General features: G+C 64.6%; 22 protein-coding genes. 10 read left to right on the top strand and 12 right to left on the bottom strand.

Going from position 1 to position 23572, the window contains the following annotated elements; genetic code table 11:
- Nucleotides 1-24: 24 nt before the first annotated feature.
- Nucleotides 25-309, bottom strand: coding sequence for a DnaJ domain-containing protein (locus LQ954_RS09390; protein WP_231022864.1), 285 nt, complete (start codon nt 307-309; stop codon nt 25-27).
- Nucleotides 309-1121, bottom strand: coding sequence for a division plane positioning ATPase MipZ (locus tag LQ954_RS09385; protein ID WP_231022863.1), 813 nt, complete (start codon nt 1119-1121; stop codon nt 309-311). Before LQ954_RS09385 ends, LQ954_RS09390 begins: the two co-directional genes overlap by 1 nt.
- Before the next feature lie 50 nt (nt 1122-1171).
- On the opposite strand from LQ954_RS09385, the gene panC reads away from it, so the two are divergent.
- Together panC and LQ954_RS09375 are read left to right on the top strand one after the other, a co-directional pair.
- Nucleotides 1172-2014, top strand: a complete 843-nt coding sequence (gene panC, locus LQ954_RS09380; protein WP_231022862.1) for a pantoate--beta-alanine ligase — start codon at nt 1172-1174, stop codon at nt 2012-2014.
- Between the two features lie 67 nt (nt 2015-2081).
- Complete coding sequence (locus tag LQ954_RS09375; RefSeq protein WP_231022861.1) at nt 2082-2378, top strand: hypothetical protein; 297 nt, start codon at nt 2082-2084, stop codon at nt 2376-2378.
- Between the two features lie 61 nt (nt 2379-2439).
- On the opposite strand, the gene LQ954_RS09370 is transcribed toward LQ954_RS09375, so the two are convergent.
- A complete protein-coding gene (locus tag LQ954_RS09370) occupies nt 2440-2724 on the bottom strand; it encodes a hypothetical protein (protein WP_231022860.1) in 285 nt (94 codons plus the stop codon).
- Nucleotides 2724-3704 (bottom strand): glycerophosphodiester phosphodiesterase, encoded by a 981-nt coding sequence (locus tag LQ954_RS09365; protein WP_231022859.1) that lies wholly within the window; start codon nt 3702-3704, stop codon nt 2724-2726. Before LQ954_RS09365 ends, LQ954_RS09370 begins: the two co-directional genes overlap by 1 nt.
- Nucleotides 3705-3803: 99 nt before the next feature.
- Here LQ954_RS09365 and LQ954_RS09360 point away from each other — a divergent pair, with 99 nt between their 5' ends.
- Genes LQ954_RS09360 through LQ954_RS09340 form a run of 5 tightly spaced genes read left to right on the top strand, consistent with a single transcriptional unit; the run spans nt 3804 to nt 9013 of the window.
- Nucleotides 3804-4319: a 2Fe-2S iron-sulfur cluster-binding protein gene (locus LQ954_RS09360; protein WP_231023027.1), complete on the top strand. Its 516-nt coding sequence runs from the start codon at nt 3804-3806 to the stop codon at nt 4317-4319.
- A complete protein-coding gene (locus LQ954_RS09355; protein ID WP_231022858.1) occupies nt 4316-5290 on the top strand; it encodes an FAD binding domain-containing protein in 975 nt (324 codons plus the stop codon). Before LQ954_RS09360 ends, LQ954_RS09355 begins: the two co-directional genes overlap by 4 nt.
- Complete coding sequence (locus tag LQ954_RS09350) at nt 5287-7491, top strand: xanthine dehydrogenase family protein molybdopterin-binding subunit (protein ID WP_231022857.1); 2205 nt, start codon at nt 5287-5289, stop codon at nt 7489-7491. Before LQ954_RS09355 ends, LQ954_RS09350 begins: the two co-directional genes overlap by 4 nt.
- 3 nt (nt 7492-7494) lie before the next feature.
- Nucleotides 7495-8418 (top strand): XdhC family protein, encoded by a 924-nt coding sequence (locus LQ954_RS09345; RefSeq protein WP_231022856.1) that lies wholly within the window; start codon nt 7495-7497, stop codon nt 8416-8418.
- Entirely contained in the window at nt 8405-9013 is a 609-nt protein-coding gene (locus tag LQ954_RS09340; protein ID WP_227771839.1) for a nucleotidyltransferase family protein, read from the top strand. The genes LQ954_RS09345 and LQ954_RS09340 overlap by 14 nt, the downstream gene beginning before the upstream one ends.
- Nucleotides 9014-9496: 483 nt before the next feature.
- Here the strand turns inward: LQ954_RS09340 and grxD are convergent, their stop codons facing one another.
- The 6 genes from grxD to LQ954_RS09310 form a co-directional block, all read right to left on the bottom strand.
- On the bottom strand, nt 9497-9823 hold the full coding sequence (grxD, locus tag LQ954_RS09335) for a Grx4 family monothiol glutaredoxin (RefSeq protein ID WP_227771840.1): 327 nt from the start codon (nt 9821-9823) through the stop codon (nt 9497-9499).
- A 31-nt stretch (nt 9824-9854) separates the two neighbouring features.
- On the bottom strand, nt 9855-10088 hold the full coding sequence (locus LQ954_RS09330) for a BolA family protein (RefSeq protein ID WP_046409109.1): 234 nt from the start codon (nt 10086-10088) through the stop codon (nt 9855-9857).
- Nucleotide 10089: 1 nt separating this feature from the next.
- Nucleotides 10090-10413, bottom strand: a complete 324-nt coding sequence (locus LQ954_RS09325; protein WP_231022855.1) for a DUF1476 domain-containing protein — start codon at nt 10411-10413, stop codon at nt 10090-10092.
- 71 nt (nt 10414-10484) lie between these two features.
- A complete protein-coding gene (locus tag LQ954_RS09320) occupies nt 10485-12671 on the bottom strand; it encodes a sodium-translocating pyrophosphatase (protein WP_231022854.1) in 2187 nt (728 codons plus the stop codon).
- 220 nt (nt 12672-12891) lie between these two features.
- A complete protein-coding gene (gene thiL / locus LQ954_RS09315) occupies nt 12892-13782 on the bottom strand; it encodes a thiamine-phosphate kinase (protein ID WP_231022853.1) in 891 nt (296 codons plus the stop codon).
- A 91-nt stretch (nt 13783-13873) separates the two neighbouring features.
- Nucleotides 13874-14509: an MBL fold metallo-hydrolase gene (locus tag LQ954_RS09310; protein ID WP_443026616.1), complete on the bottom strand. Its 636-nt coding sequence runs from the start codon at nt 14507-14509 to the stop codon at nt 13874-13876.
- 184 nt (nt 14510-14693) lie between these two features.
- Here LQ954_RS09310 and pabB point away from each other — a divergent pair, with 184 nt between their 5' ends.
- The 3 genes from pabB to LQ954_RS16135 all read left to right on the top strand — a co-directional run bounded on the left by pabB (nt 14694) and on the right by LQ954_RS16135 (nt 18067).
- Nucleotides 14694-16478, top strand: coding sequence for an aminodeoxychorismate synthase component I (pabB, locus tag LQ954_RS09305; RefSeq protein ID WP_231022851.1), 1785 nt, complete (start codon nt 14694-14696; stop codon nt 16476-16478).
- A 25-nt stretch (nt 16479-16503) separates the two neighbouring features.
- On the top strand, nt 16504-17703 hold the full coding sequence (locus LQ954_RS09300) for a pyridoxal phosphate-dependent aminotransferase (protein ID WP_231022850.1): 1200 nt from the start codon (nt 16504-16506) through the stop codon (nt 17701-17703).
- 232 nt (nt 17704-17935) lie between these two features.
- Complete coding sequence (locus LQ954_RS16135) at nt 17936-18067, top strand: hypothetical protein (protein ID WP_265334160.1); 132 nt, start codon at nt 17936-17938, stop codon at nt 18065-18067.
- Here LQ954_RS16135 and LQ954_RS09295 read toward each other — a convergent pair whose 3' ends face one another.
- Both LQ954_RS09295 and LQ954_RS09290 read right to left on the bottom strand, forming a co-directional pair.
- Complete coding sequence (locus tag LQ954_RS09295) at nt 18068-18829, bottom strand: LytR/AlgR family response regulator transcription factor (protein ID WP_231022849.1); 762 nt, start codon at nt 18827-18829, stop codon at nt 18068-18070.
- Nucleotides 18826-23427, bottom strand: coding sequence for a GAF domain-containing protein (locus tag LQ954_RS09290; RefSeq protein ID WP_231022848.1), 4602 nt, complete (start codon nt 23425-23427; stop codon nt 18826-18828). The genes LQ954_RS09295 and LQ954_RS09290 overlap by 4 nt, the downstream gene beginning before the upstream one ends.
- Nucleotides 23428-23572: the final 145 nt, after the last annotated feature.

Raw genomic sequence — 23572 nt, 5'->3', positions numbered from 1 at the left:
GTGAGCGCCGGCTTGGGCCCGGCGCTAGCCTGCTCGCCCAAGCAACAGGTCGCGCGCCGCGTTGAGGGCGCGCGCTTCTTCGGCGGAGCCGCCGCGATCTGGGTGAGCCTCGGCCATAAGGCGGCGATGAGCGGCCCGGATCGTGGCCGCGTCGGCTGCGCGGTCCACACCCAGCAGTCGCCGCGCGGCCGCCGCGTCGCTCGGCTCCCGCGGGACAACGCGCTTCTTTGCTTTCGCCCCGCCAAAACCGTCCTTCCACAATCGCCAGCCGGCATAGGCCACCAGCAGTGCGATCAGCAGCTTGAGCATCAGGCCACGTGCGGCAAAGCCGGCTCGGGTAGCGAAAGCCCGGCCATCATTTCGCGCAGCTCCTGCCGCGCCGCGACATGGCCGAGGCCCATCGCACCAAACTCCTTGGCGTCCAGCATCGTCAGACCGGAGGGGAATAGCTCGCGGTAGATCACGCGCTCACCGAGTCCCGGGATCACCCGGAACCCGACACGTTTGGACAGCTGATCGAGCGCGTCGGAGACGCGCCGCATGTTGCGCGCCTCGATGTGCTGCAATCTGTTGCGCAGCACGACCCAGTCGATGGTTGAACCATCCGCCTTTGCCCGTGCCTTGCGGGCATCCCAGATCAACTCGGAGTAAAAGCTGGGACGCGTCACCTTGAACGTCTCCGGGTGCACCTGACCGATCAGGTCGAAGTCCACGAAGCTGTCGTTCATCGGCGTGACGAGCGTATCGGCGCGGGTGGCGGCCGCGCGTGCATAAGGATCGTCACGACCGGGCGTGTCGATCACCAGGAAATCGGCGCCCTCTAGCATCTCCTGATAGGCTTGCTCGAAATCCTCATGCGCAGTGCGATAGCGCGGGATCGCGAGTTCAGACCCGAGCCGACGTACTGACTCGGTGCGGTTGTCGAGGTAACGACCCATCGTCCGCTGCCGATGATCGAGATCGAGGCAAGCGACGCGGGCGCCACGAACGGCAAGAGCGATGGCGACGTGCACCGCCGTTGTCGACTTGCCCGTTCCGCCCTTCTCATTGGCGAAAACGATCACATGGGTATTGTCGGGACCGGTCGGCAAATTGTCGCATCCTTTGTTGATCGCGTGCATCGATCCCCATAGATGCGCGCCGGTTACGTTTCGAGTGGAGTTTCGCCCGCGTGCAGACCGTCCGTGATTTGAACGACCTGCGTGCAGCGATTGCGTCGTTCCGTGCTGACGGCGCTCGCGTTGCGCTTGTCCCTACGATGGGCGCGCTTCATGCCGGGCACATCGCGCTGGTGGAAGCGGCGAAGCGCCCCGGGACCAAGGTTGTCGCTTCCATCTTCGTCAACCCCAAGCAATTCGGGCCCAACGAGGATCTGGCGCGCTACCCGCGGCGCGAGGCAGCCGATTCGCGCATGTTGGTGGAGGCTGGCTGCGATCTGCTCTGGCTGCCGCCGGTGGAAACCATGTACCCTGAGGGCTTTGCAACCAACATCAGCATCAGCGGCGTAACCGAAGGACTGGACGGCGCGGCTCGCCCGGGTCATTTCGATGGTGTCGCCACTGTCGTCGCCAAGCTGTTCAACCAGGTTGGGCCGGACACTGCCTATTTCGGGGAAAAGGACTTCCAGCAACTGCAGGTGATCCGTCGGCTCGTCACGGACCTGAACTTCCCGATCGACATCGTGGGCGTGCCGACCCAACGGGATGATGACGGCCTGGCCCTGTCTTCCCGCAATATCTACCTGGATGAGGACGAGCGGGCGAAGGCTGTCGCGCTGCCCCGCGCACTTGGCGTGGCGGCCCGCGCGATTGCTCGTGGAAACCTGCCGGCGGACGTTCTGGCGGAAGCGCAAACCAGCCTGATCTCGGCAGGCTTCACGGTCGATTACGTGACCCTCGTGGATGCTGAAACCCTGACCGAACAGCCGGCCGCCGATCGGCCCCGCCGTCTTCTTGCCGCTGCCCGCATGGGTCAGACCCGGCTGATCGATAACATAGCAATATCCCTGGATTAACCATTAACCATTTGGTGAGGCGATTCGCCGCACCTTGGCCCTGGGGAACTGAACCAGGGTAATGGACATGGCGAACAGCCTGAAGAGCGCACAATTGCTGATCGACCGCCGACTTCCGGCTGCCATGCGCGGCGACGGCCACGCTTGCTACGATCTCGGCGTTGCTTACTCCACCGGCACGGATGGTGCCGATTACGACCTGATCGAAGCACATAAGTGGTTCAATTTGGCCGCAGTGGCCGGCAACACCGCCGCGCAGGCAGCCCGGGCGGAAATCGCGGACGATATGTCGGCACGCGAGATTGCCGCTGCTCAGCGTGCCGCTCGCGCCATTCTCGCAACGAACCAGCGGCGCGCGGCCTGAGCGGGACCTGACAGGAGCCGCTAGTCGGCTCTAGTAGCGGCCGACTCCAAGCGCCCCCCGCTCAATTGTCGTGGCTGGCGACGTAACCGTCGTACGAGCCGCAATTCTCAGGATCCTTACGGCAGCGTTTTTCCCATTCGCGCCGTTCGCGACCCTCGCGCGCCTCCTTCTTGCGCATCTTGCGACCGTAGTTGCGATCCGCCTCGTCCTGGCTCGTCGTGGTCCAGTCGACCACCTGCCCTGCCGCCTTGAACGGCGCGGTCACGACACTCGCCGCCGTTCGAACGCATCCGCCCGCGGTCAGCGGAAGCAAGGCCGCAGCAGCTATCAAAACCGGTTTACGCATCACTCAACTCCCCGTGCGGCATCGCGCGTCCGCACGCCAATTGCCGGAAAATCAGTGAAGAATCCGTCGATACCAAGGCGCAGGACAGCCGAAATCTCGGCAGCGACGTTCCCGCGGGCCTTCAAATCGTCGCTCGTCCGGTATGCCGGTGGCAGAAACTGGTTCTCCGCGCGGTATGTCCATGGGTGCACGCGTAGGCCCGCGGCATGTGCATCCCGCACGATGGCTGTGGGCGACTCGCCCTGCCAAAGCATCGCCTTATTCGGCCCGATTCCCCAGGCATAGGCCGACACAGCCTTCAGTCCCGTTGGCGTTACCATGTCCGCATAGCGCGCCACGGACCCGTCCGCCGGCCCGCCTTCGCTCTCGATCAACTGGATGAGGCGTACCTTCGTCATCGTCTTCAGTCGCTGAAGATTCCGCACTTCAAAAGACTGGATGAAAACGGGCGCTTTGGCGCTGTCCCATCCGGCTCTCCTGATCGCCGCCACCAACGGCTCGTCAGTGCCAAGCCCCAGCGAGGCAAAATAGGTCGGGTGCTTGGTCTCGGGATAGATCCCCACGCCGTGCTGCTTCGCCAGAGCAATCACCTCATCCAAGGTTGGGATCACCTCTTGCCCATCAAAGGCGCGATTACCTGGGCGGAGCAGCGGCAGGCGTTCTTTTGCGCGCAGGGTCCTAAGCTCAGCCAGCGTGAAATCCTCGGTGAACCAGCCGGTGACCTCCCGGCCGTCGATACGCTTGGTGGTACGCCGAGCCCGGAACTCCGGATGATCGGCCACATCCGTCGTTTCGCCAATCTCATTTTCGTGCCGCGCTACCAACACGCCGTCGCGCGTCGGAACCAGATCAGGCTCGATCACATCCGCACCTTGCGCGATCGCCAGTTCATAAGCGGCGATCGTGTGCTCGGGCCGCTCTCCGGAAGCGCCGCGATGGGCGATGACGATCGGTGCGGAAAGCGGTTCGGCGGCGTGCATGATCCCTGCTTGCCGCGGAGCGCATCCGCCGGCCAGCGCCATAACAAGAATTATTGCGACGTACTTGGATCGAAGGGGGGAGTGGCGCATACTGCCCCCATGCGCTTCACCATCAACGGCAGCAAGCGCGAGGCCGATCCCGACATCCGCGCCTCGCTCCTCGACGTCCTCCGCGAGGAGTTTGCCCTGACGGGCACCAAGAAGGGCTGCGATCATGGCCAGTGCGGTGCCTGCACGGTGCTGGTGAACGGGCGGCGGATCAATGCGTGTCTCACCCTCGCGGTGATGCACCAGGATGATGACATCCTGACGATCGAGGGGCTCGGCAGCACTGATGCCCTTCACCCGATGCAGGAAGCGTTCGTCCGTCACGATGGCTACCAATGCGGCTATTGCACACCGGGGCAGATCTGCTCCGCGGTCGGCATGCTCGACGAAGTGGCGAAGGGCTGGCCCAGCCACGTTACCGACGATCTTTCCGCGCCCGCCCTTGATGACGATGAGATCGGCGAGCGGATGAGCGGCAACATCTGCCGCTGTTCGGCCTATCCCAACATCGTCGACGCGATCCGCGAGGTGCACGCACAGCGGAAAGGCGCGGGAGAGAAGGCATGAAGACCTTCGACTACACCCGTGCCGCCAGCCCCGAGGCGGCGGTGCGTGCCGGCGGCCGCTTCATCGCCGGCGGCACCAATTTGCTCGACCTCATGAAGCTGCAGGTCGAAACGCCGGAAAAGCTGGTCGACATCAGCCGGCTCGATCTGAACACTATCCAGGAACAGGATGGCGGGCTGCTGATCGGCGCGCTCCTCCCCAATAGCGATCTCGCGGCCGACCCGCGCATTATAGCGCGCTACCCGGCACTTAGCCGCGCGCTGCTTGCCGGCGCCTCTGGGCAGTTGCGCAACAAGGCGACCACGGGCGGCAACCTCCTCCAGCGCACCCGCTGCTATTTTTTCTACGACACGCATGCCGCCTGCAACAAGCGCGAACCCGGCAGCGGCTGCGACGCGATCGGCGGGTTCAACCGTATCCACGCGATCCTCGGCACCAGCGACCAGTGCATCGCCACCCATCCGGGCGACATGCCCGTCGCGATGCGCGCGCTGGACGCAACCATCGTCACGCTGAAACCGGATGGCGATCGCCGCCGCATCCCGCTCGGCGAATTCTACTGCCTGCCCGGCGATACGCCGCATGTCGAAACGGTGCTGGAACCGGGCGAGCTCATCACCCATGTCGCACTCCCTGCCCCGCCCCCCGGCGCGCGGCAGCTGTACCGCAAGGTGCGTGACCGCGCCTCCTACGCCTTCGCGCTAGTCTCGATTGCGGCTGTGGTTGGCGTGGAAAACGGCACCATCACCCACGCGGCGCTCGCCTTCGGTGGTCTCGCCCACCAGCCATGGCGCGATCCCGCGGTGGAGGCTGCGCTGGTCGGTAAGCTCGCAGGACAGGCAACCTTCGACGCTGCCGCCGATGCGCTGCTCAAGGGCGCACGCGGCTTCGGCCACAATGATTTCAAGATCCCGCTCACCCGGCGCGTGCTCGTCACCGCGCTGCGTGACCTTACCGGGGAGCCGGCATGAACGATCTCGCGATGGACGCACCATACCGTCCCGCCGCTCTCAACCGCGCCCAGCAGGGCCTGCTCGGCAAGCCGCTCGACCGTTACGAGGCACGCGAAAAGGTCAGCGGCGCTGCGCCCTACGCCTTCGAACAGGCGCCGGAGAACACCGCCTATCTCGCCGTGGTGCAATCGAGCATCGGCCGCGGCCGCGTGACCGGCGTGGATTCGACCGCCGCAGAAGCTGCGCCCGGCGTGCTCGCCGTCATCCACGGCGATCCGCGCATGCCGACCGGCGAGGGCAACTCGCGCGCCATGTCGGCGATCGGCAAGGACGAGGTGTTCCACTACGGCCAGGGCGTCGCCATCGTCGTTGCGGAAACGCAGGAGGCGGCCCGCGCCGCCGCGCGCCTCGTCACGGTGAACTATGAGGAAACCGCCGGCCGGTTCAACGCCGCCGATGTGGAGATCCAGCAGGACCACAAGCTCGGCTTCCTCCCTCCCGTGAACCGCGGTGATCTCGACTCGGCGCTCGCCGCCGCCGAGGTCGTGATCGATCGCACCTACACGACGCCGATCCACTTCCCCGCCGCGCTTGAGCCGCATGCAACGCTGGCCTGGTGGGAAGGCGACAAGCTTACCGTCCGCTCCAGCAACCAGGTGATCGGCGCGGCTAAGGACACCATCGCCACGGCGCTCGGCATCGACAAGGATCGCGTGCGCGTGCTCGCCCCCTATGTCGGCGGCGGGTTCGGCGGGAAAACGGGCGTAGGGCCGGAAGTGATCTTCGCCGCCATCGCGGCCGAGAAGGTGGGGCGCCCTGTGAAGGTTGCGCTCAGCCGCCGCCAGACCGCCTATATGGTCCACCATCGCTCGCCCACCACGCAGCGGCTGCGCATTGGTGCCGATCGCGAAGGCCGGATCAGCGCGATCGGCCATGAAAGTGTCGCTTATCAGAATGACGACAGCGCCTTCCTGGAACCGGTGCCGTTCGGCACGCTGCCGCTATACGCCGGCGAGGCGCGCCGCTTCCGCACCGATCTCGCGCGTATCGACTTGCCTGCAACCGGCGCGGTGCGCGCGCCGGGGGAAGCGATCGGCACGTTCGCGGTCGAGTGCGCGATGGACGAACTGGCGGAGGAGCTTGGCCTCGATCCGATCGAGCTACGCCGCCGCAACGAGCCCGCCCGCGATCCCACCACCGGCAAGCGCTTCTCCACCCGCCGCCTGCTCGATTGCTACGAGGAAGGCGCGCGCCGCTTCGGCTGGGATCGGCGCGATGCCACGCCCGGCAGCCGGCGCGAGGGCGAATGGCTGATCGGCATGGGCATGGCCGCGGCACTTCGCGGCAATTTCACCGTCAACGCCGAGGCCGAAGTGATCCTGGGTGATGACGGCCGCGCCACCGTGCGCACCGACATGACCGACATCGGCACCGGCACCTACACGATCCTCGCCCAGACGGTCGGCGACATGCTTGGCTTGCCGGTGGAGGCGATCGATGTGGTGATCGGCGACACCGATCTGCCGCCCAGCGCCGGCTCCGGCGGATCGTTCGGCGCAGGCAGCGCCTGCGCGGCTGCCGCGCTTGCCTGCGAGGATGTCCTTGCCGAGCTAGGCCGCCGCATGAATGCCGCGCCGGAAGACATGCGCCTCAAGGACGGCATCGTTACCGCCGGCGCCCGCACCAGCCCGCTCGTGGATCTGGTCCGCGGTTCGCCGATCGCCGCCAGGGGCAAGACCTCGCCCGGCAAGGAATCGCAGGCGACCAGCCAGGCGAGCCACGGCGCGCAATTCGCCGAAGTCGCGGTCAACGCCGTCACCGGCGAGGTGCGCGTCCGCCGCATGCTCGGCGTGTTCGACATCGGCCGCGTGCTCAATGAAAAGACGGCGAAGAACCAGATCGTCGGCGGCATGGTCTGGGGTCTCGCCTATGCGCTCAGCGAAGACGGCGTGGTCGACACCCGCAACGGCCGCTTCGTGAACCCCGATTTCGGCGAATATCACGTCGCCGTGAATGCCGACGTGCCCCAGATTGAAGCCTATTTTGTCGAGGAGATCGACGATTCCGCCAATCCGGTCGGCGCAAAGGGCGTTGGCGAGCTCGGCATCGCCGGCTCGGGCGCCGCGATCGTCAACGCGATCCACAATGCCACCGGTGTGCGCATCTATGACATGCCCGTGACACTCGATAAACTCCTCCCTCATCTCCCACCGGTGTGATCCATGGCCGATAACGACAGCGTCCTCTCCGCGGCTCAATCGTGGAAGGGGGCCCGCATGGCGCTCGCCACGGTCGTCTCCACCTGGGGCTCCGCGCCCCGCCCGCGCGGCAGCCACATGCTGGTGCACGAGGACGGCCGCTTCGAAGGCTCGGTCTCGGGCGGCTGCGTCGAGGGCGACATCCTCGACACCGCCGCGCGCGTGATCGCGGGCAGCCCCTTCGCGGTGAGGAAATATGGCGTCGCCGATGCCAGCGCCTGGGAAGTCGGCCTGCCCTGCGGCGGCGAGATCAGCGTCATGGTTCAGCCAGTCTCGGCGGAAGGGTTCGACCCGGAATTGTTCGACCGCATTGTCGAAGCGCGCTCGGAAGGCCAGCCGCTCACCGTCACGACGGACCTATCGACCGGCCACAGCGACCTGCGCCCCGTCGAGACCGGCGAGATCTTCGCCAACCGCTACGATCCGCCGCGCCGTTTGATCGTGGTGGGGGCGGTGCAGATCGCCCAGTCGCTCGTCGGCCTCGCCCGCACGCTCGGAATCGAGACGGTGGTGGTCGACCCGCGCGGCCGCTTCCTCACCGAGGAACGCTTTCCCGATACGACGCTCGACGATCGCTGGCCCGACGAAGCGGTGGAGGCGTATAAACCCGGCTCGTCGACAGCAGTGGTAACGCTCAGCCACGACACCAAGATCGACGATCCCGCGCTCGTCGCCGCGCTTGCTGCCAACACCGGCTATGTCGGCGCGCTCGGGAGCCGGAAGAGCCACGCGGCGCGGCTTCAGCGGCTGACGGAGGCGGGCGTCTCGCCTGAGGATCTGGCGCGGATCGACGGCCCGGTCGGGCTCGACATCGGCGCGATCGGTCCGGCCGAAATCGCCCTCTCCATCGCCGGCGCGATGGTGAAGGCCTTCCATGATCGCGGCTGAAGAAACCGCGCTCCTCCTCCTCGCCGCGGGCCGGTCGCGGCGCTTCCAAGGAGAAACTAGCAAGCTGGACGCGCCATTTGGCGATCTGCCGCTCGGCCTCCACGTCGCGAGGGCACTTGATCCAGTGCCATTCCGCGCCCGACTGGCAGTCGTGCGAACTGCCGCGCTCGATTATTTCCCGCTAGGCTTTGAGATTATCGAGAACCGCGATCCGGTCGGCGATATGGCATCGTCGATCCGGCTAGGCGTGCAGCGGGCAAGGGAACACGCCGCCTCAGCCGTGCTGATCGCGCTTGCCGACATGCCGCGCATTACCGCCGCCCATGTGCGCCGGCTGCTCGAAGCGGCGGAAGGAAGCGTGGCGATCGTGGCCTCCACGGACGGCGAGACTCCGCCCCGCCCGCCGGCTGTGTTCGGGCGGGAAATGTTTGATCAATTGCTGTCATTGCGCGGCGATCAAGGAGCCCGCGACCTGATCCGCGCCGGGCGCCATGTCACCACGGCACCATCCGACTTGATCGACGTCGATACGCACGCGGACCTCGCCGCCTTCCAACGACGGTTCTACAACAATGGTGCAGAAGAAAACCGCTAACGGCCGTTCTGGTGGCAGCCTGGCGCCGCGCAGCAAGCTGCCATCGATCAGCCTTCTCGGCAGGCACAGAGCGGACATTCTTCAGCCCGGGATAGAGCCGACCGCCACCACACGTAACCGCCTAGAACGGTCATATGGCCCACCGCAACGGCCGCGACCGACCTTCTAGACTTGGCCACCGATGCGCTTGGCGTTCAGAGGATCCTCAACGCCGCAGCGCGCTATTCAAGCGTATGAAATGCGGCTGCCGCTACCGCAATTTGTCGCGCACATAGCCGCCTAATTCACCTGTCGGAACGCTTTACAGGTCAGGCGATCAGCTGAGTGGCGTTAACCGTCGCCTGTCAGCAAATTCGCGGCTTGCAGTCACTTGGCACAGGGACTGCATTGTGTCTCGCATCGCGCATGTTTGCGCTTCAGTCGGGCGGGTGCGTCGCTACTTCGATCTCGCGAGGCCCCGCCCGCACCCGACTTCGTTCTGCCTCAGGCGACCTTTGCCGTATCCTTCAGCAACTCGGCCAGTTCGCCGCTCTCGTACATCTCCATCATGATGTCCGAACCACCGACGAACTCACCGTTCACGTACAGCTGCGGGATAGTCGGCCAGTCCGAATATGCCTTGATCCCCTGACGGATGCCCTGATCCTGCAACACATCCACGCTCTCGAACTCGGCGTTCAAATGCTGGAGGATCGCCACCGCACGGCTGGAAAAGCCGCACTGGGGGAACAGCGGACTGCCCTTCATGAACAGCACCACTGGATTGTTCTTCACCACCGCGTCGATGCGGGCGTTGGTATCTTCGGTCATTTTCGATCCTCGCGTGGAAGCTGGCTGGCAGTTATTTCGGCACGCCCGTCGTCAACTGCAAGGCGTGCAGCACTCCGCCCATTCGGCCGCCAAGCGCCGCATATACTGCCTGATGTTGCTTTACGCGTGACATGCCTGCGAACGAGGCGGCCGTGACCCGTGCCGCATAGTGATCGCCGTCTCCGGCCAAGTCCGTAATCTCCACCTCGGCATCGGGAATGCCTTCGCGGATCAGGGCCGCGATCTCGTCCGCTGCCATCGGCACGTTACTGCGCCTCCATCAACTGACGGCGCGCCTCGACAGTCTGATCGTCCAGCGCCTTGCGGACGTCAGCCTCGCTCATGTCCACGCCCGCTGCGGTCAGATCGCCAACCAGTTTGCGCACGACATCGGCGTCGCCCGCTTCTTCCAAATCGGCATGGACCACCGTCTTGGCGTAAGCGTCTGCCTCTTCCGGCGTCAGCTTCATCAATTCGGCCGCCCACTGACCCAGCAGGCGGTTGCGCCGCGCGATAATACGGAACGCCATTTCCTCGTCCCGGGCGAACTTGGTTTCAAACGCGCGCTCGCGATCGTCAAAGGTCGTCATGGCTGCTGCATTGCTCCTGTTTGGTGACGGGATAGGCAGCGCAGCGGCCTGACGCAATATCGTGAGCCTGCTTAGCCAGCGCCTGCCCCTGCAAGCGCGGCTAGCAGCAGCAACGCCACGATGTTGGTGATCTTGATCATCGGGTTCACCGCCGGGCCGGCGGTGTCCTTGTAAGGATCACCGACAGTATCACCGGTCACTGCGGCCTTGTGAGCCTCCGATCCCTTGCCGCCGTGGTTGCCGTCTTCAATGTATTTTTTCGCATTGTCCCAGGCGCCACCGCCGCTTGTCATGGAAAGCGCGACGAACAGGCCCGAGACGATCACGCCCAGCAGCATCGCGCCGAGCGCCGCGAAACCGGAGGCCTGCCCGTCTACCGCGGTGACAATGAAGTACAGCAGGATCGGAGAGAGCACGGGCAGCAATGATGGCACGATCATTTCCTTGATCGCCGCGCGGGTAACCAGATCTACCGTGCGCCCGTAATTGGGGCGGCTGGTTCCCTCCATGATGCCGGGATTATTGCGGAACTGATCACGCACCTCCTCCACGACACTGCCTGCGGCACGCCCCACCGCAGTCATACCGAACGCACCGAACAGGTAGGGTAGCAGCGCGCCGAGCAGCAAGCCGACGATCACATATGGATTGCTCAGGCTGAAATCGACCTGAATGTCGGGGAAATACGTCTGCAAGTCAGTGGTATAGGCGCCGAACAGAACGAGCGCGGCCAGCCCGGCCGAACCGATCGCATATCCCTTCGTGACGGCCTTAGTGGTGTTGCCGACCGCGTCCAGTGCATCCGTCTTGTGCCTGACTTCGTCCTCCAGCCCCGCCATCTCCGCAATGCCACCCGCATTGTCGGTGACCGGACCATAAGCGTCCAGTGCGACCACCATGCCGGCGAGCGCCAGCATCGACGTCGCGGCGAAGGCGATGCCGATGATGCCGGCAAGTTTGTAGGCGGCTACCACGGCCACGACGATCACCACCGTCGGCAACGCAGTGGCTTCAAGGCTGATCGCCAAACCCTGGATCACATTGGTGCCGTGCCCGGTTTCGCTGGCGCGGGCGATCGACTTCACCGGGCGATAGTTGGTGCCCGTGTAATATTCGGTGATCCACACGATCAGCCCGGTCACCGCCAACCCGATCAACATGCACCAGAACAGGTCCATGCCCGTGAAAGCGTCGGCTGCCGGTGCTCCGGTCACGCCTGTCGCGGCCAGATCACCCAAGCCGCTGGTCACCGCATCCGAGGGCGCGTCGAGAAATCCGGCCGCCCCGATTGGCGCGTTCAGGTCGCCGAGCGTCATCTGGGTTGCCACATAGATCGCCGGGATTGCGAGAAGCGCGGAGGTCCAGAACCCCTTGTAGAGCGCGCCCATGATGGACCCCTTGGACCCCAGCCGCACCATGTAGGTTCCAATGATGGACGTGACGATGCACACGCCGCCGACGATCAGGGGCAGGCTCATCAGGTTCATCAGCTCCGCGCCCGACGCCCGGATCAGCAGCGCGATCGAAATCATCGTGACGCCCAGTGTCACGACATAGGTTTCGAACAGATCGGCGGCCATGCCGGCGCAATCACCGACATTGTCACCCACGTTGTCCGCGATGACAGCTGGATTGCGAGGGTCGTCCTCGGGGATCCCTGCCTCGACCTTGCCGACGAGATCCGCGCCGACGTCCGCAGCCTTGGTAAAGATGCCGCCGCCCAGCCGGGCGAAGATCGAGATCAGCGATGCGCCAAACGCCAGAGCCGTCAGCGCCTCGACGATCTCGCGCGCATTGGGGGCGTAGCCTGCCGGGCCGGTCAGATACCAGAAGAAGCCCGCGATCGCGAGCAACCCCAGGCCCGCTACCAACATGCCGGTCACCGCGCCGGAACGGAACGCCATCGTCAAGCCACCCTGCAAGGTGCCGCGCGCTGCCTCCGCCGTGCGCACATTGGCGCGTACCGAGATGTTCATGCCGACGAACCCGGCCACGCCGGAAAGGATTGCGCCGATCAGGAAACCGATCGTCGACAAGGTACCCAGCGTTGCCGCCAGAATGATCGCGACGATCACACCGACGATCGCGATGGTCGTATATTGCCGACCAAGATAGGCTTTCGCCCCCTCCTGGATAGCGGACGCAATATCCTGCATCCGTTCGTTACCGGGTGACGCTCGAAGAACTTGCTGGCTTGTGACGATGCCATAGACCACGGCCAGCAGGCCGCAGAGGATGGCGATATAGACCGTGGTCATCGCGTTCCTTCCCCTAACGTGGCCGGTCGGCCCCGCCTCCGGGCGGTAACCGCCGGTCTCCTATGATTATCGTTCTGGAACGGGAGCCTACGCACACCGAAAGAAAGCGCAAGTATAGCTCGCCCCGGCGATCCTGCACGAATGCCGGAACAACCGGCGCTCGGGCTACGAAGTGGCGAAACAGTGGTTCGTCAATTACCCGCAATGGCAGATCTGTCGGCTACGCCCGATGTTCGAAGCCAAGACGCTGCGGGAGAGGAACGGGAGCGCCATGGAGGGTCAGGCTGAGCCCCGTGCCGGGTGCGAAAGTGCCGATGCAGGTTGCATGGCCGGTTGGCCGCTGGTCCGGCGGCAAGGCGCACAAAAGCTGGTAATCGTCGCCAGCCGTGACCGCCGGAAGGGGATCGTCGCCGACAAAATTGCGGTACGCGGTGGAAAGCGGCACTGCATCAAGCGCTATGGTCACCGCGAGGCCACTTGCAACCGCCATTCGCCAAGCGTCGATCAGCAACCCATCGGACACATCCATCATTGCATGCGCCAGAGGTGCAAGCACGCGCCCTTCCGCAAGCCGTGGACGCGGGCGGCGATAGGCGGCGAGCAGCGCTTCCGGCCCGTTCCCGGATCGGGCAACTGACAAGCCCGCCCCGGCATCGCCGATCGTTCCCGTGACCCAAAGGCCGTCTCCAGCCTGCGCACCAGCGCGCGCCGGCGCTACTGCGTCACGCCCGAACGCGGTGACGGTCAGCACGCGGGGCGCACCTTGCGGCAGAGACACGGTATCCCCGCCAATCAAAGGGCAGTTGAAAACGCTTAGGCAGGCATTCAATCCAGCAAGAAACGCCCGGTCCCATCCGCCCTTCGACAAGGGATAGTTGAGCAGCACCCCCTCCGGCACCGCTCCCTTTCCGGCCAGATCGGACAGGCTAACCGCGACAAGCTTCCATGCGACGTCTCCCGCGGGATCGTCGGGCAGGAAGTGGACCCCCTCTACCAGCGTATCGGTTGTAACTACGAAAGCACCCAGCCGGGCCGCATCATCCCCAAGGCCGAGCGCGCCTTTGTGCAGCGGAAGGCGGCGCAGAGCCGCAATGAACTCGGCCTCGGTCAACCCGCTACCTCCATCGTCTCGGCGTGATGCCCTGGGCAGCTTGTGTCGGCCACGGCAGCTAGCCGAAAGCCGCTGCGCCTGCCCGGGAAAATCAGGCTTCCAAGGCCTCGTCGCTGACGAACATGTTCCACTGACGCTCATGCGCGAACGTGGAAGGTTTGCCATGGCCAGGGATGAACGCGGTGTCGCTGCCCAGCGGCCACAGCTTGGTCACGATCGAGTTGATCAGCATCTTGTGATTGCCCTGCGGAAGGTCGGTCCGGCCGACCGAACCCTGGAACAGCACGTCGCCCACCTGCGCAAACTTGGAAGGCGCATGGTGGAAGATCACGTGCCCTGCCGTGTGGCCCGGGGTGTGATATACGTCCAGCGTCAGCTCGCCGACAGTCACCGTGTCGCCGTCGACCAGCCAGCGGTTCGGCTCGAACGGCACGCCGCGGATCCCCCAGTTGCGGCCATCCTCGCCCAGCCGCGCCAGCCAGAAACGATCGTCCTCATGCGGGCCTTCGATCTCCACCCCCAGTTCCTCGGCGAGCGGCTTTGCTTCGCCGGCATGGTCGATATGACCGTGGGTCAGCAGAATCTTTTCAATGGCAATGCCGGCCTGAGCGACCGCCGCCTTGATCCGCGGAAGATCACCGCCTGGATCAATCACTGCACCCTTCTTGGTCTTGGTGCACCAGATGATGGTGCAATTCTGCTCAATCGGTGTGACCGGCACGATCATCGCGCGCAGGGCGGGTTCGGTCGCAGCATCGGTCACTGACATGTTCCTTCGTTCGCATCGGGCGCAAGCGATAGCAGGTCGCCATTGGTCGCCCCGCTTATCGGCCACACGTTAACTGCTAGCGCGCCATTCGCCCGCCCCGCAAGGCAGATGCTCGGGGTTGCCCGCGAGCGAAGGGAAAGGCATGGCCGTACCTATGCCGCTCGCCGCGCCTTTTGTGCTGCTTGACGATGCTCGTGCCGGCAGCGCGCCCGCACGGCTGTACAGCGATCCGGTCGCAATCATTGAGGCAGCGACCCTGCCCGAAGTTCAACCCGCTCTGGCGAAGATTCGGCGCGGGATTGCAGCCGGTCACCATGCCGCAGGGTTCCTGTCTTACGAAGCAGGACCTGCCTTTGAACCACAGGCCGGGGTGCACGAAAATTGCCCGACGCCGCTGCTCTGGTTCGGTCTGTTCGAGCGCTACCAGCGGGTACCCTCCGTTCCCCCGCTGCTTCCCCCCGCCACCGGCGTATGGATCGGCGAACCCCAGCCGCAGGTAGCGCGGGAACGATATGATGCCATGCTGCAGGAGGTGCTTGATCTCATCGCCGCCGGCGACATCTATCAGGCAAACCTCACCTTTCGCGCCACGGTCCGCTTCGCCGGCGATCCGCTGGCGCTCTATGCGGCGGTACGGGAGCGGGCGCAGGCGGGATGGGGCGCAATCGTCGACACCGGGTCTGACACTTTGCTTTCCTTCTCGCCCGAATTGTTCTTCAATCTTGAGGGCCGCACCCTTCGCTGCCGGCCGATGAAAGGCACCGTGCGTCGCGACGGCGATGCAAATCGTGACGTCGAACTCGCCCGCAGCCTTGCCTCGGACGATAAACAGCGCGCCGAGAACCTCATGATCGTTGATCTCATGCGCAATGATCTGTCGAAGGTCGCTGTTCCCGGCAGCGTCTGTGTGCCTGAGCTGTTTGCCGTGGAACCATATCCAACCGTTCACCAAATGACATCGACGGTGACGGCAGAGTTATCGCCTGGCGCTGACGCGATCGATGTACTGTCGGCGTTGTTCCCCTGCGGCTCGATCACGGGTGCGCCAAAGGTCCGCGCCATGCAGGTGATCGCCCAGGTCGAGGACGCGCCGAGAGGCCCCTATACGGGGACGATCGGCGCGATCGGGCCGGATGGCGACGCACAGTTCAATGTCGCAATTCGAACGCTTCATGTCGCGGGTAAAAGCGGCCAGGCCGTCATGGGACTGGGCGGCGGCATCGTCGCGGATAGTCTGCCGGACGCCGAGTGGGACGAAGCCCTCGCAAAAGGCGCCTTTCTAGCCCACGGCCAGCGGGATCCGGACCTGATCGAAACCATGCGCTTCGATCCGCAAGCGGGCATTCTGCTGGTTGAGCGTCATCTCGCCCGAATGAAGGCAAGCGCCGCGGCCTTCGGGTTCAGCTTCGATCGTCATGATGCCCGCAATGAACTGCAAGCAGCGACCTTCCGGCTGCGCAAGCCGGCTCGCGTCCGCCTGCTTGCCAGCCGTATGGGCCGGATCTCCATCGAAATCGCCCCGGTGCCTCCCGCACTTTCACAGCCCCTTCGCGTCGCCTTGGCACCGCTGCCTGTTGCGCCGTCCGACTTCCGGCTGCGGCACAAGACAAGCGATCGCGCCTTCTACGATAATGCGCGGCACGCCAGTGGCGCTGACGAAATTGTGTTCGTGGATCCCGACGGCATGATTACCGAAGGCAGCTTCACCAACGTCTTCGTGGAAAGGGGTGGCCGCTTGATCACACCGCCACTTGCCCGTGGCCTACTCCCCGGCGTCCTCAGGGAAGACTTGCTTGAGAGCGGGCGGGCCGTGGAGCAGGATCTGTCACCGGCGGACCTGACCGGGGGACTGTTGTTGGGAAATGCTCTGCGAGGCCTCATTCCAGCCTTCGTTGCAGTTGCGAAAGCGGGAAACCCGTCGCTATAGCCGCGGCGCCGAAAGGAACCGCTCGATGAAGACTTCTGCCGCGCTCGATCGCATCAGCCCGTCGCCTACGCTGGCGATCACCACCAAGGTGCAGGAGCTGAAGCGCGCCGGGATCGACGTCATTGGACTCGGCGCCGGAGAGCCCGACTTCGATACGCCCGATTTCGTCAAGGAAGCGGCAATCGAGGCGATCCGTCGCGGTCAGACGAAATATACCAACGTCGATGGCACGCCTGAGCTGAAGGACGCGATCGCGGCCAAGTTCAAGCGCGACAATGGCCTTGATTACACGCCGGCGCAGATCAGCGTGAACGTCGGCGGCAAGCACACCCTGTTCAACGCGCTCGTCGCAACCGTTGAGGCTGGCGACGAAGTGATCGTACCCGCGCCTTACTGGGTCAGCTATCCCGATGTCGTTCAGTTCGCCGGCGGCACCCCGATCGTTGTCGCGGCGGGGCCGGAACATGGCTACAAGCTGACGCCGGCGATGTTGGAGGCTGCGATCACGCCGCGTACCAAGTGGCTGATCCTGAATTCGCCTTCGAACCCGACCGGCGCCGCCTACACCGCCGCCGAGCTGAAGGCGCTGGGTGAGGTGCTGGAACGCCATCCGCACGTCTGGATCTTCGCGGACGATATGTATGAGCATATCGTCTATGATGATTTCCAGTTCGCCACGATCGCGCAGGTTTGCCCATCGCTTTACGAGCGCACGCTGACCGTGAACGGCTGCTCCAAAGCATATGCGATGACCGGTTGGCGTATCGGCTTCGCCGGCGGCGCCCAGTGGCTGATCAAGGCGATGGCCAAGCTGCAGTCGCAATCGACCAGCAATCCCTGCTCGATCGCGCAGGCAGCGGCGACCGCGGCGTTGAACGGCGATCAGTCATTCCTGGCCGAGCGCAACGCGGCGTTCAAGGTACGTCGCGATCTGGTGGTCAGCATGTTGAACGCCGTCGATGGGATCAACTGCCCCACCCCGGAAGGCGCCTTCTACGTTTATCCCGAAGTGTCGGGCCTGATCGGCAAAACGACGCCAAAGGGGCAGACGATCACCACGGACGGCGATTTCGTCGGCTATCTGCTGGAAGATGCGCGGGTTGCCGCCGTGCAGGGCGTTGCTTTCGGGCTCTCGCCTGCGATGCGCATCAGCTACGCCACCAGCGACGAAATTCTTCGCGAGGCATGCACACGCATCCAGCAGGCGTGTAGCGCGCTCCGCTGACTAACCCTTCGCGAGGGTCAGGCCGCCGGCCCGAGTGGGACGGCGGTCGTCGCTTTACTTACGGCCCGGCCACGAATGGTTTCAGCGCGGAAACGATTGCTTTCCGCCTTGGTCATTCAACGTCGGCGAACCGGCCCTATATGCCGAACGACCGATGAACAGCCGGCCAAGCCGCGGTTCAGGACGAGGCGGCTAGGTCCGCTCTAACAGCAAAGAGATACAGAGTACGCTTATGACCCGCCTGTTCAAGTCCAGCTTCGTGTGGCAGTTCGCCGGCGGCTTCGTGCTTGGGGCGATCGGCCTGTTCACCCTCACGCCCGCCACTGATCCGGTCACCGGCGTGCCCGTCGAGCAGGTGCGCTGATCACGGCTTGAGCCGGTGACGCACCTCGCCGACGTGCTGGGGACCGACGCGAACGCTCGCCCCTGATTTCAACACCAGCGTCGTGTGTCGACCGATCTGATTGATCGCTTGCACCGCATCCGGCCGCACAAAGGCTGATCGGTGCACTCGCATGAGTTGCGTGGGGTCGAGGGCTGTTTCAAGCGCGCTCATGGTCACCCGGATCATGTAGCTTCGCTCCGCGGTGTGTAGCAGCGCATAATCTTTGGCAGCCTCGATCCACTCGATTGCCTCCACCGCGACCCGTACTTGTCCGCGGCCGGTGGGGATCCAGAACTCCGTCTGATACCCGCTCTCGGGCACGCTGACGGGTGCCGTCTGCGTGTCCCGCGCCGGCACCGGGACCGCGGAGATCCGGCGCAGCACCGAGCGGATCCGCGCCAGCAGTTCGCGCGGCTCGAACGGTTTCATCAGATAGTCGTCCGCGCCCAACTCAAGCCCGACCACGCGGTCGATTACGTCGCGACGCGCCGTCAGCATAACGATACCGAGCGGCAGTCCCGACGCGCGCAGCCGGCGAGCGATGGAGAAACCGTCCTCCTCCGGCATCGTCACGTCCAGCACCACCAGATCCACCGGCTGCTCGGCCAGGATCAGATCGAGCGCACGCCCGCCGCTCGCCTCCGACACCGCAAGCCCCTGGTCGGCGAGGTAAGCGGCGGTAGGTTCTCGCAGATCCTCTTCGTCATCAACCAGGACGATGTGCGGGGTTGCTTCGTTCATGCCAGCTCCATCTGGTTCAGAAAGCGACGCACAGCCTCCGGAACGAACGGCTTCTCCAGCACCGGCCGCTGGGCGTCTGCGATAAAGCGGGCAGCGGATACCCCCAGCGTGTCCCCCGTCGAAAAGGCCATGCGGGTGGCGAGGTCGGGCCGGGTTTCACGCACAAAGGCGTAAAGCGCGGGCCCGTCGACATCCGGCATTCGCAGGTCGCTGACGATAAGGTCGAAGTCGCCGGACGCGAGCCGCGCCTTTGCGGCTCGTCCACCGACCGCGACCTCACAGGTGAAGCCTTCCAGTGACAGGAAGTCGGCCAGTGACTCGGCAATCTCCGCTTCATCGTCGACCACGAGCGCGCGCCGCTGGGTCGCGGGTGGAAGCTGCGACATCTCCGGCTCGACGCGGCCAAGCGTCTGTTGCGGATCAACCGGCAGGGTCAGGCGGAATGTGGCACCGGTTTTCGTGGGCAGCAGGGACAGGCGTCCACCGTGCGCTTCCGCCAGTCCTTGGGAAAACGAAAGCCCAACCCCGGTACCTTCGCCCTGTGTCTTTGTGGTGAAGAACGGCTCGAAAATACGCCGGCGCACTGCTTCGGGTATGCCCGGACCATTATCGGCCACGTCAAGCACGACCGTCATCGGCTCTGGTCCCGGCGACGTGGTGATCGTCACCACGCGCTCTCCCGGTTGGTCCGCGAGCGCGTGCTGCGCGTTGATCAAGAGGTTGATGATGATCTGGTGCAGCTGGTCGGCGTCAGCTGCAATCTGCGGCAGCGCCTCGTCGAATGCGCGCTCTACCCTCACACCCTCGGTCTTGAGGCCGTATTCTGCCAGGTCGAGTGCTGCCATCGCGACCTGGTTCAGGTCAACCGGGCGACGCTCCGGCTCTTTGGCACGGGCCATCGCCAGGAACGTCTGCACGATGCGGGCGCAGCGATCAGCCGCCTTGCGGATCTTGAAGGCTCGCTCGGCCAAATCACTGCCCTTGGCCTGACGCTCCATCATCACCGCCTGGGCAACGACGATCGACAACGGGTTGTTGAGCTCGTGACTGACCCCGGCGAGCAGCGATCCGAGCGCCGAAAGCTTCTCCGTCTGGTAGAGCGCCTCACGGCTGCGGGCGAGCGCCTCTTCCGCTCGCTTGCGCTGCGTCAGGTCGATGGTGAAGCCGCCGGTGCGCGCCGCCCCGCTTCCGCCGGGTACGGGAAAGCTGATGGTAAGAATTGACGCATAGCTGTCGGCAAGCCCGGTTTCGAGTTCCGCGCTCGCCGTTTCCCCGCCACGCGCACGCTGCTCCAGCCGCCCCACTTCCCGCGCCAGCATTGGCGTGAACACGTCTGCCGGAGTCAGCCCGATCAGCTGTTCCGCCGGCAGCCCAGTCGCGCGCGCCAGCTCCGGGTTGACGCGAATATACCGGCCCTCCCCATCCTTCAGGTGCATCGCAACCGGCGCATTCTCCATGAACGCCGACAGCTGCGCCTCGCTTTCATTCAGCTTTTCCTCGGATCGTGCCCTTTCCAGCGTGGCCCAGGTCCGATCGCCGATTTCGCGCAGCAACCGGATTTCGCTCCCGCGCCATTCTCGCGGTTCCGCCTGTTGCAGCGAAAGGACGCCGGCGACCCGGCCGGCCCGCACCAACGGCACGCTGATCAGCGCTCCGATGCCCAGATCCTGGAACAAGGGCCGGTTGTGGTCGTCGAAGCGGTCGTCGAGCTCGACACTGTTTACCACCACCGGCTCACCGGAAAGGTGGCTGTGCATCAGCCGCTCACCCAGCGCCGTCAGAGGGAAATGGGTGCCCAGCAACGCCGGGGCGCCCTGCTGAGTCCATTCTCTGATCACCTGAAGCGCACCGCCGTCAGCATCGCTTTCCGCGTAGTTCGCCCGCGCTACATTCAGATACCGGCCCACACGCTCAAGGGTGATGGACAGAATGGCGGCAGCCCGGCTCTCGTCCCTCACGAGATCGCTCCACCCGATCAGGAAAGCCTGATCCCGTTCGCGCTGCCGCAACTCGGCGAGTGCACGGGCCCGATCGAGCGCAATCCACAACCGTTCCGAAACGTCGCGGATCAGCTGGATCTCCGCGTCACGCCACCGCCGCGGCACTACCGATTGAACCGAAAGCGAGGCACGCATCTGGCCTTCCACCACCAACGGCACGGTGATGAAGGCACGCACTTCGATCTCATCGTAATAGGCCTCGCGACCGGGAAGAACACGGGGATCGCCGACAACATCGTCATAGCGGACAATGCGACCCGCCTCCCATTGCTCGGCAATGGATTGGGAAACCTGAGAAACTGAAAACCGACGCCCGACCACACTGTTGACCCCGGCGCACCAATTGGCCACCACCACGAACTCGCGCTCCACCCCGGTCGCGACGGAATATGTGGTTCGGGTTGCGCCGAGATAGCGGGTCAGCCGCTCCAAGGTCACCGCCATCACCTGATCGGCAGTGGTCAGCTGGCGCAGCTGATCGCTCCATTCGACCAGAAATGCCTGGTTGCGTTCGCGATGCATCAGTGATGCCTCTGCCCGCGCGCGTTCCAGCATCGTCCACAGCCGGTCCGCCACCTCGCGTAGCAACTGCACTTCCCGGTCGGACCAGTCCCGCGGTTGGCGATCCTGAATGGATAACAGCCCCCGTGTCACGCCGCCGCGCACCATCGGTACCGCCGCAAAGGTGACGGCATCCACGTCGCGATAACGCTGCCGCGCGGCTTCGTCGAAGCGCGGATCGGTATCCACGTCCCGCGCGACAACAGGTTCGCCGGCGAGATACGCCGCCTCCACAGCGTCGCTGACTGCCGGCCGAGCGACGGCGCTGGTGCTGCCGATGACGTCGCGCCATTCGTGCAGAACGGTAAATCCGCGTTCGGCCACCGGCTCAGCAAAATTCGCGCGCGCGGTACCGAGGTGCGTCGCGAGCGCGGCAAGGGTGGTGGAAACGATCACCTCGACCGATGTTTCGGCGCGCAAGCGATCGCTCCAGGCAATAACGAACGCCTGATCCCGCTCCCGTTTCGCCAGTTCGGCCTGGGTCCGCGCGCGTTCCAAAGCGTTCCAGGTGCGGTCTCCCATGTCGCGGATCAGGGCAATCTCATGATTACGCCAGCGCCGGGGCGTTCTTGACTGGACCGAGAGTATGGCGGCGACCCTGCCGTGCCGGATCAAGGGAATACTGACGAAGGCGCCGATCTGGCGCGCAGCATAGATCGCGAGGTCGCTTTCGTCCGTACGCGGATCGCTGGCGACATCGTCATAGCGGACGGTTTCACCTGCGAGCCATTCATGCTGCGCCTGCTCCCCGATGGCGGCAAGCGACACGCGCGTGCCGATCAGGCTGGGACAGCCATCACACCAGTCCCAGCATGTCTGGAAGACACGCTCCACCTCGTCCGCTTCGGCATAGGTGACGCGGGTAGCATGGAGGTGACGTCCCAGACGCTCCATTGTCACCGGCATGATGTCTTCGGGCGCACTCAGCGAGCGCAGCGCATCGGACCATTCTACCAGAAACGCCTGGTCCCGTTCGCGTGCCTTCAGCGCCTGTTCCGTGCGCGCCCGCTCCAACAGCCCCCACATCCGATCCGCAACTTCGCCAATCAGCGCGATCTCCGCTCGCCGCCAATGACGCTCCCGATCCTGTTCGATCGAGAGGATCGCCTGAAGCACACCTCCCCGCGTCAAAGGTACCCCGATGCGGGCACCCGCCTCGCGCGCAGTTTCGCATTCGAAGTCTTCGGTAGTGAAGCGTTCGTCATGCGCGAGATCCGCGCTGATCAACATCTCGCCGGCCAGATACGCGCGGCGCACAGCCTCGGGAATACTGCTCGCCGAAAAGGATCGCGCGATCGCCGGCTGCTCCCGAATGGTCCATTCGGCAACGACAGCGTAGCGGCTTGCGTCGCTGGCACCCGGCCGGTCGGGATCGATCTCGATCGTCGCACAACAGGCGCGAGTTGCGCCCAGATGCTCGCCCAGCATCGCAACCGTGATGCTCATGATCGCCGCTGGCTCGTCGGCCGTACGCACGCGATCGTTCCAGCGCAGCAGAAACAATTGGTCGCGTTCTCGGGTGCGCAGTTTTTCTTCCGCACGGGCGCGGGTCAGCGTTGCCCAGGTCCGTTCCGCCAGCGCCTCGACCAGCGCGATCTCGTCACGCATCCAGCGGCGCGGCGCGTCATGCTGCACCGTGAGGACGCCCTGCAGCTGCCCACCCTTTACCAGCGGCACGGCAAAGCCGGACCGCACTCCGATCGCTGCCATGTAATCGCGGAAACCGACCGTAATCGGGCCGGAGGTCACGGTGAAGTCGTGGCTGACGACGGTTTCGCCCGCGGTGAAGCGAGCGAACAGCGGATCAAATGCGGGCGGGAACAGATGACGCCCCGTGGCATCGGGCAGTCCATCTGCTTGGTCCCGTCGCACGTCGAACAATGGACCATCCGGTCCTGGCTCACTCTCGCTATAGATTACACGGGCCACGTGCAGGTGGCGTCTCAGCATGTCCGAAACAGTCGCCAGTATTGCCGACGGATCGGTTTCATCCCGAATCGCATCGGCAACAGCGCGGAAGAAGATTTCATGCCGCACGCAATCTGCCCTTTCCCCGCCTCTGCTTGGTCTGTGCTTTTTGACAACCTAGCACCGCTTGCTCGAAATGCGCATAGGGGAGCAACCGTTCGAGCGATCCAGCCATCGTGTTCGTCGCGATTTGGTCGCACTCGTCGCAGGGAGC

Source organism: Sphingomonas sp. IC-11 (assembly GCF_021043365.1).
Taxonomy (GTDB): Bacteria; Pseudomonadota; Alphaproteobacteria; order Sphingomonadales; family Sphingomonadaceae; genus Sphingomonas.
Note: the sequence above shows the minus strand (reverse complement) of the source record. Positions and strands in the feature narration are given on the sequence as shown.

Excerpts from the sequence above, each read along its gene's own strand:
- LQ954_RS09320 (WP_231022854.1), bottom strand. The coding sequence starts at position 12,671 with ATGACCACGGTCTATATCGCCATCCTCTGCGGCCTGCTGGCCGTGGTC.
- LQ954_RS09385 (WP_231022863.1), bottom strand. The coding sequence starts at position 1,121 with ATGCACGCGATCAACAAAGGATGCGACAATTTGCCGACCGGTCCCGAC.
- grxD (WP_227771840.1), bottom strand. The coding sequence starts at position 9,823 with ATGACCGAAGATACCAACGCCCGCATCGACGCGGTGGTGAAGAACAAT.
- LQ954_RS09345 (WP_231022856.1), top strand. The coding sequence starts at position 7,495 with ATGGCCGATAACGACAGCGTCCTCTCCGCGGCTCAATCGTGGAAGGGG.
- LQ954_RS09390 (WP_231022864.1), bottom strand. The coding sequence starts at position 309 with ATGCTCAAGCTGCTGATCGCACTGCTGGTGGCCTATGCCGGCTGGCGA.
- LQ954_RS16135 (WP_265334160.1), top strand. The coding sequence starts at position 17,936 with ATGACCCGCCTGTTCAAGTCCAGCTTCGTGTGGCAGTTCGCCGGCGGC.
- LQ954_RS09325 (WP_231022855.1), bottom strand. The coding sequence starts at position 10,413 with ATGACGACCTTTGACGATCGCGAGCGCGCGTTTGAAACCAAGTTCGCC.
- pabB (WP_231022851.1), top strand. The coding sequence starts at position 14,694 with ATGGCCGTACCTATGCCGCTCGCCGCGCCTTTTGTGCTGCTTGACGAT.
- LQ954_RS09310 (WP_443026616.1), bottom strand. The coding sequence starts at position 14,509 with ATGATCGTGCCGGTCACACCGATTGAGCAGAATTGCACCATCATCTGG.
- LQ954_RS09300 (WP_231022850.1), top strand. The coding sequence starts at position 16,504 with ATGAAGACTTCTGCCGCGCTCGATCGCATCAGCCCGTCGCCTACGCTG.
- LQ954_RS09365 (WP_231022859.1), bottom strand. The coding sequence starts at position 3,704 with ATGCACGCCGCCGAACCGCTTTCCGCACCGATCGTCATCGCCCATCGC.
- LQ954_RS09350 (WP_231022857.1), top strand. The coding sequence starts at position 5,287 with ATGAACGATCTCGCGATGGACGCACCATACCGTCCCGCCGCTCTCAAC.
- LQ954_RS09360 (WP_231023027.1), top strand. The coding sequence starts at position 3,804 with ATGCGCTTCACCATCAACGGCAGCAAGCGCGAGGCCGATCCCGACATC.
- LQ954_RS09375 (WP_231022861.1), top strand. The coding sequence starts at position 2,082 with ATGGCGAACAGCCTGAAGAGCGCACAATTGCTGATCGACCGCCGACTT.
- LQ954_RS09340 (WP_227771839.1), top strand. The coding sequence starts at position 8,405 with ATGATCGCGGCTGAAGAAACCGCGCTCCTCCTCCTCGCCGCGGGCCGG.
- LQ954_RS09295 (WP_231022849.1), bottom strand. The coding sequence starts at position 18,829 with ATGAACGAAGCAACCCCGCACATCGTCCTGGTTGATGACGAAGAGGAT.
- LQ954_RS09355 (WP_231022858.1), top strand. The coding sequence starts at position 4,316 with ATGAAGACCTTCGACTACACCCGTGCCGCCAGCCCCGAGGCGGCGGTG.
- LQ954_RS09370 (WP_231022860.1), bottom strand. The coding sequence starts at position 2,724 with ATGCGTAAACCGGTTTTGATAGCTGCTGCGGCCTTGCTTCCGCTGACC.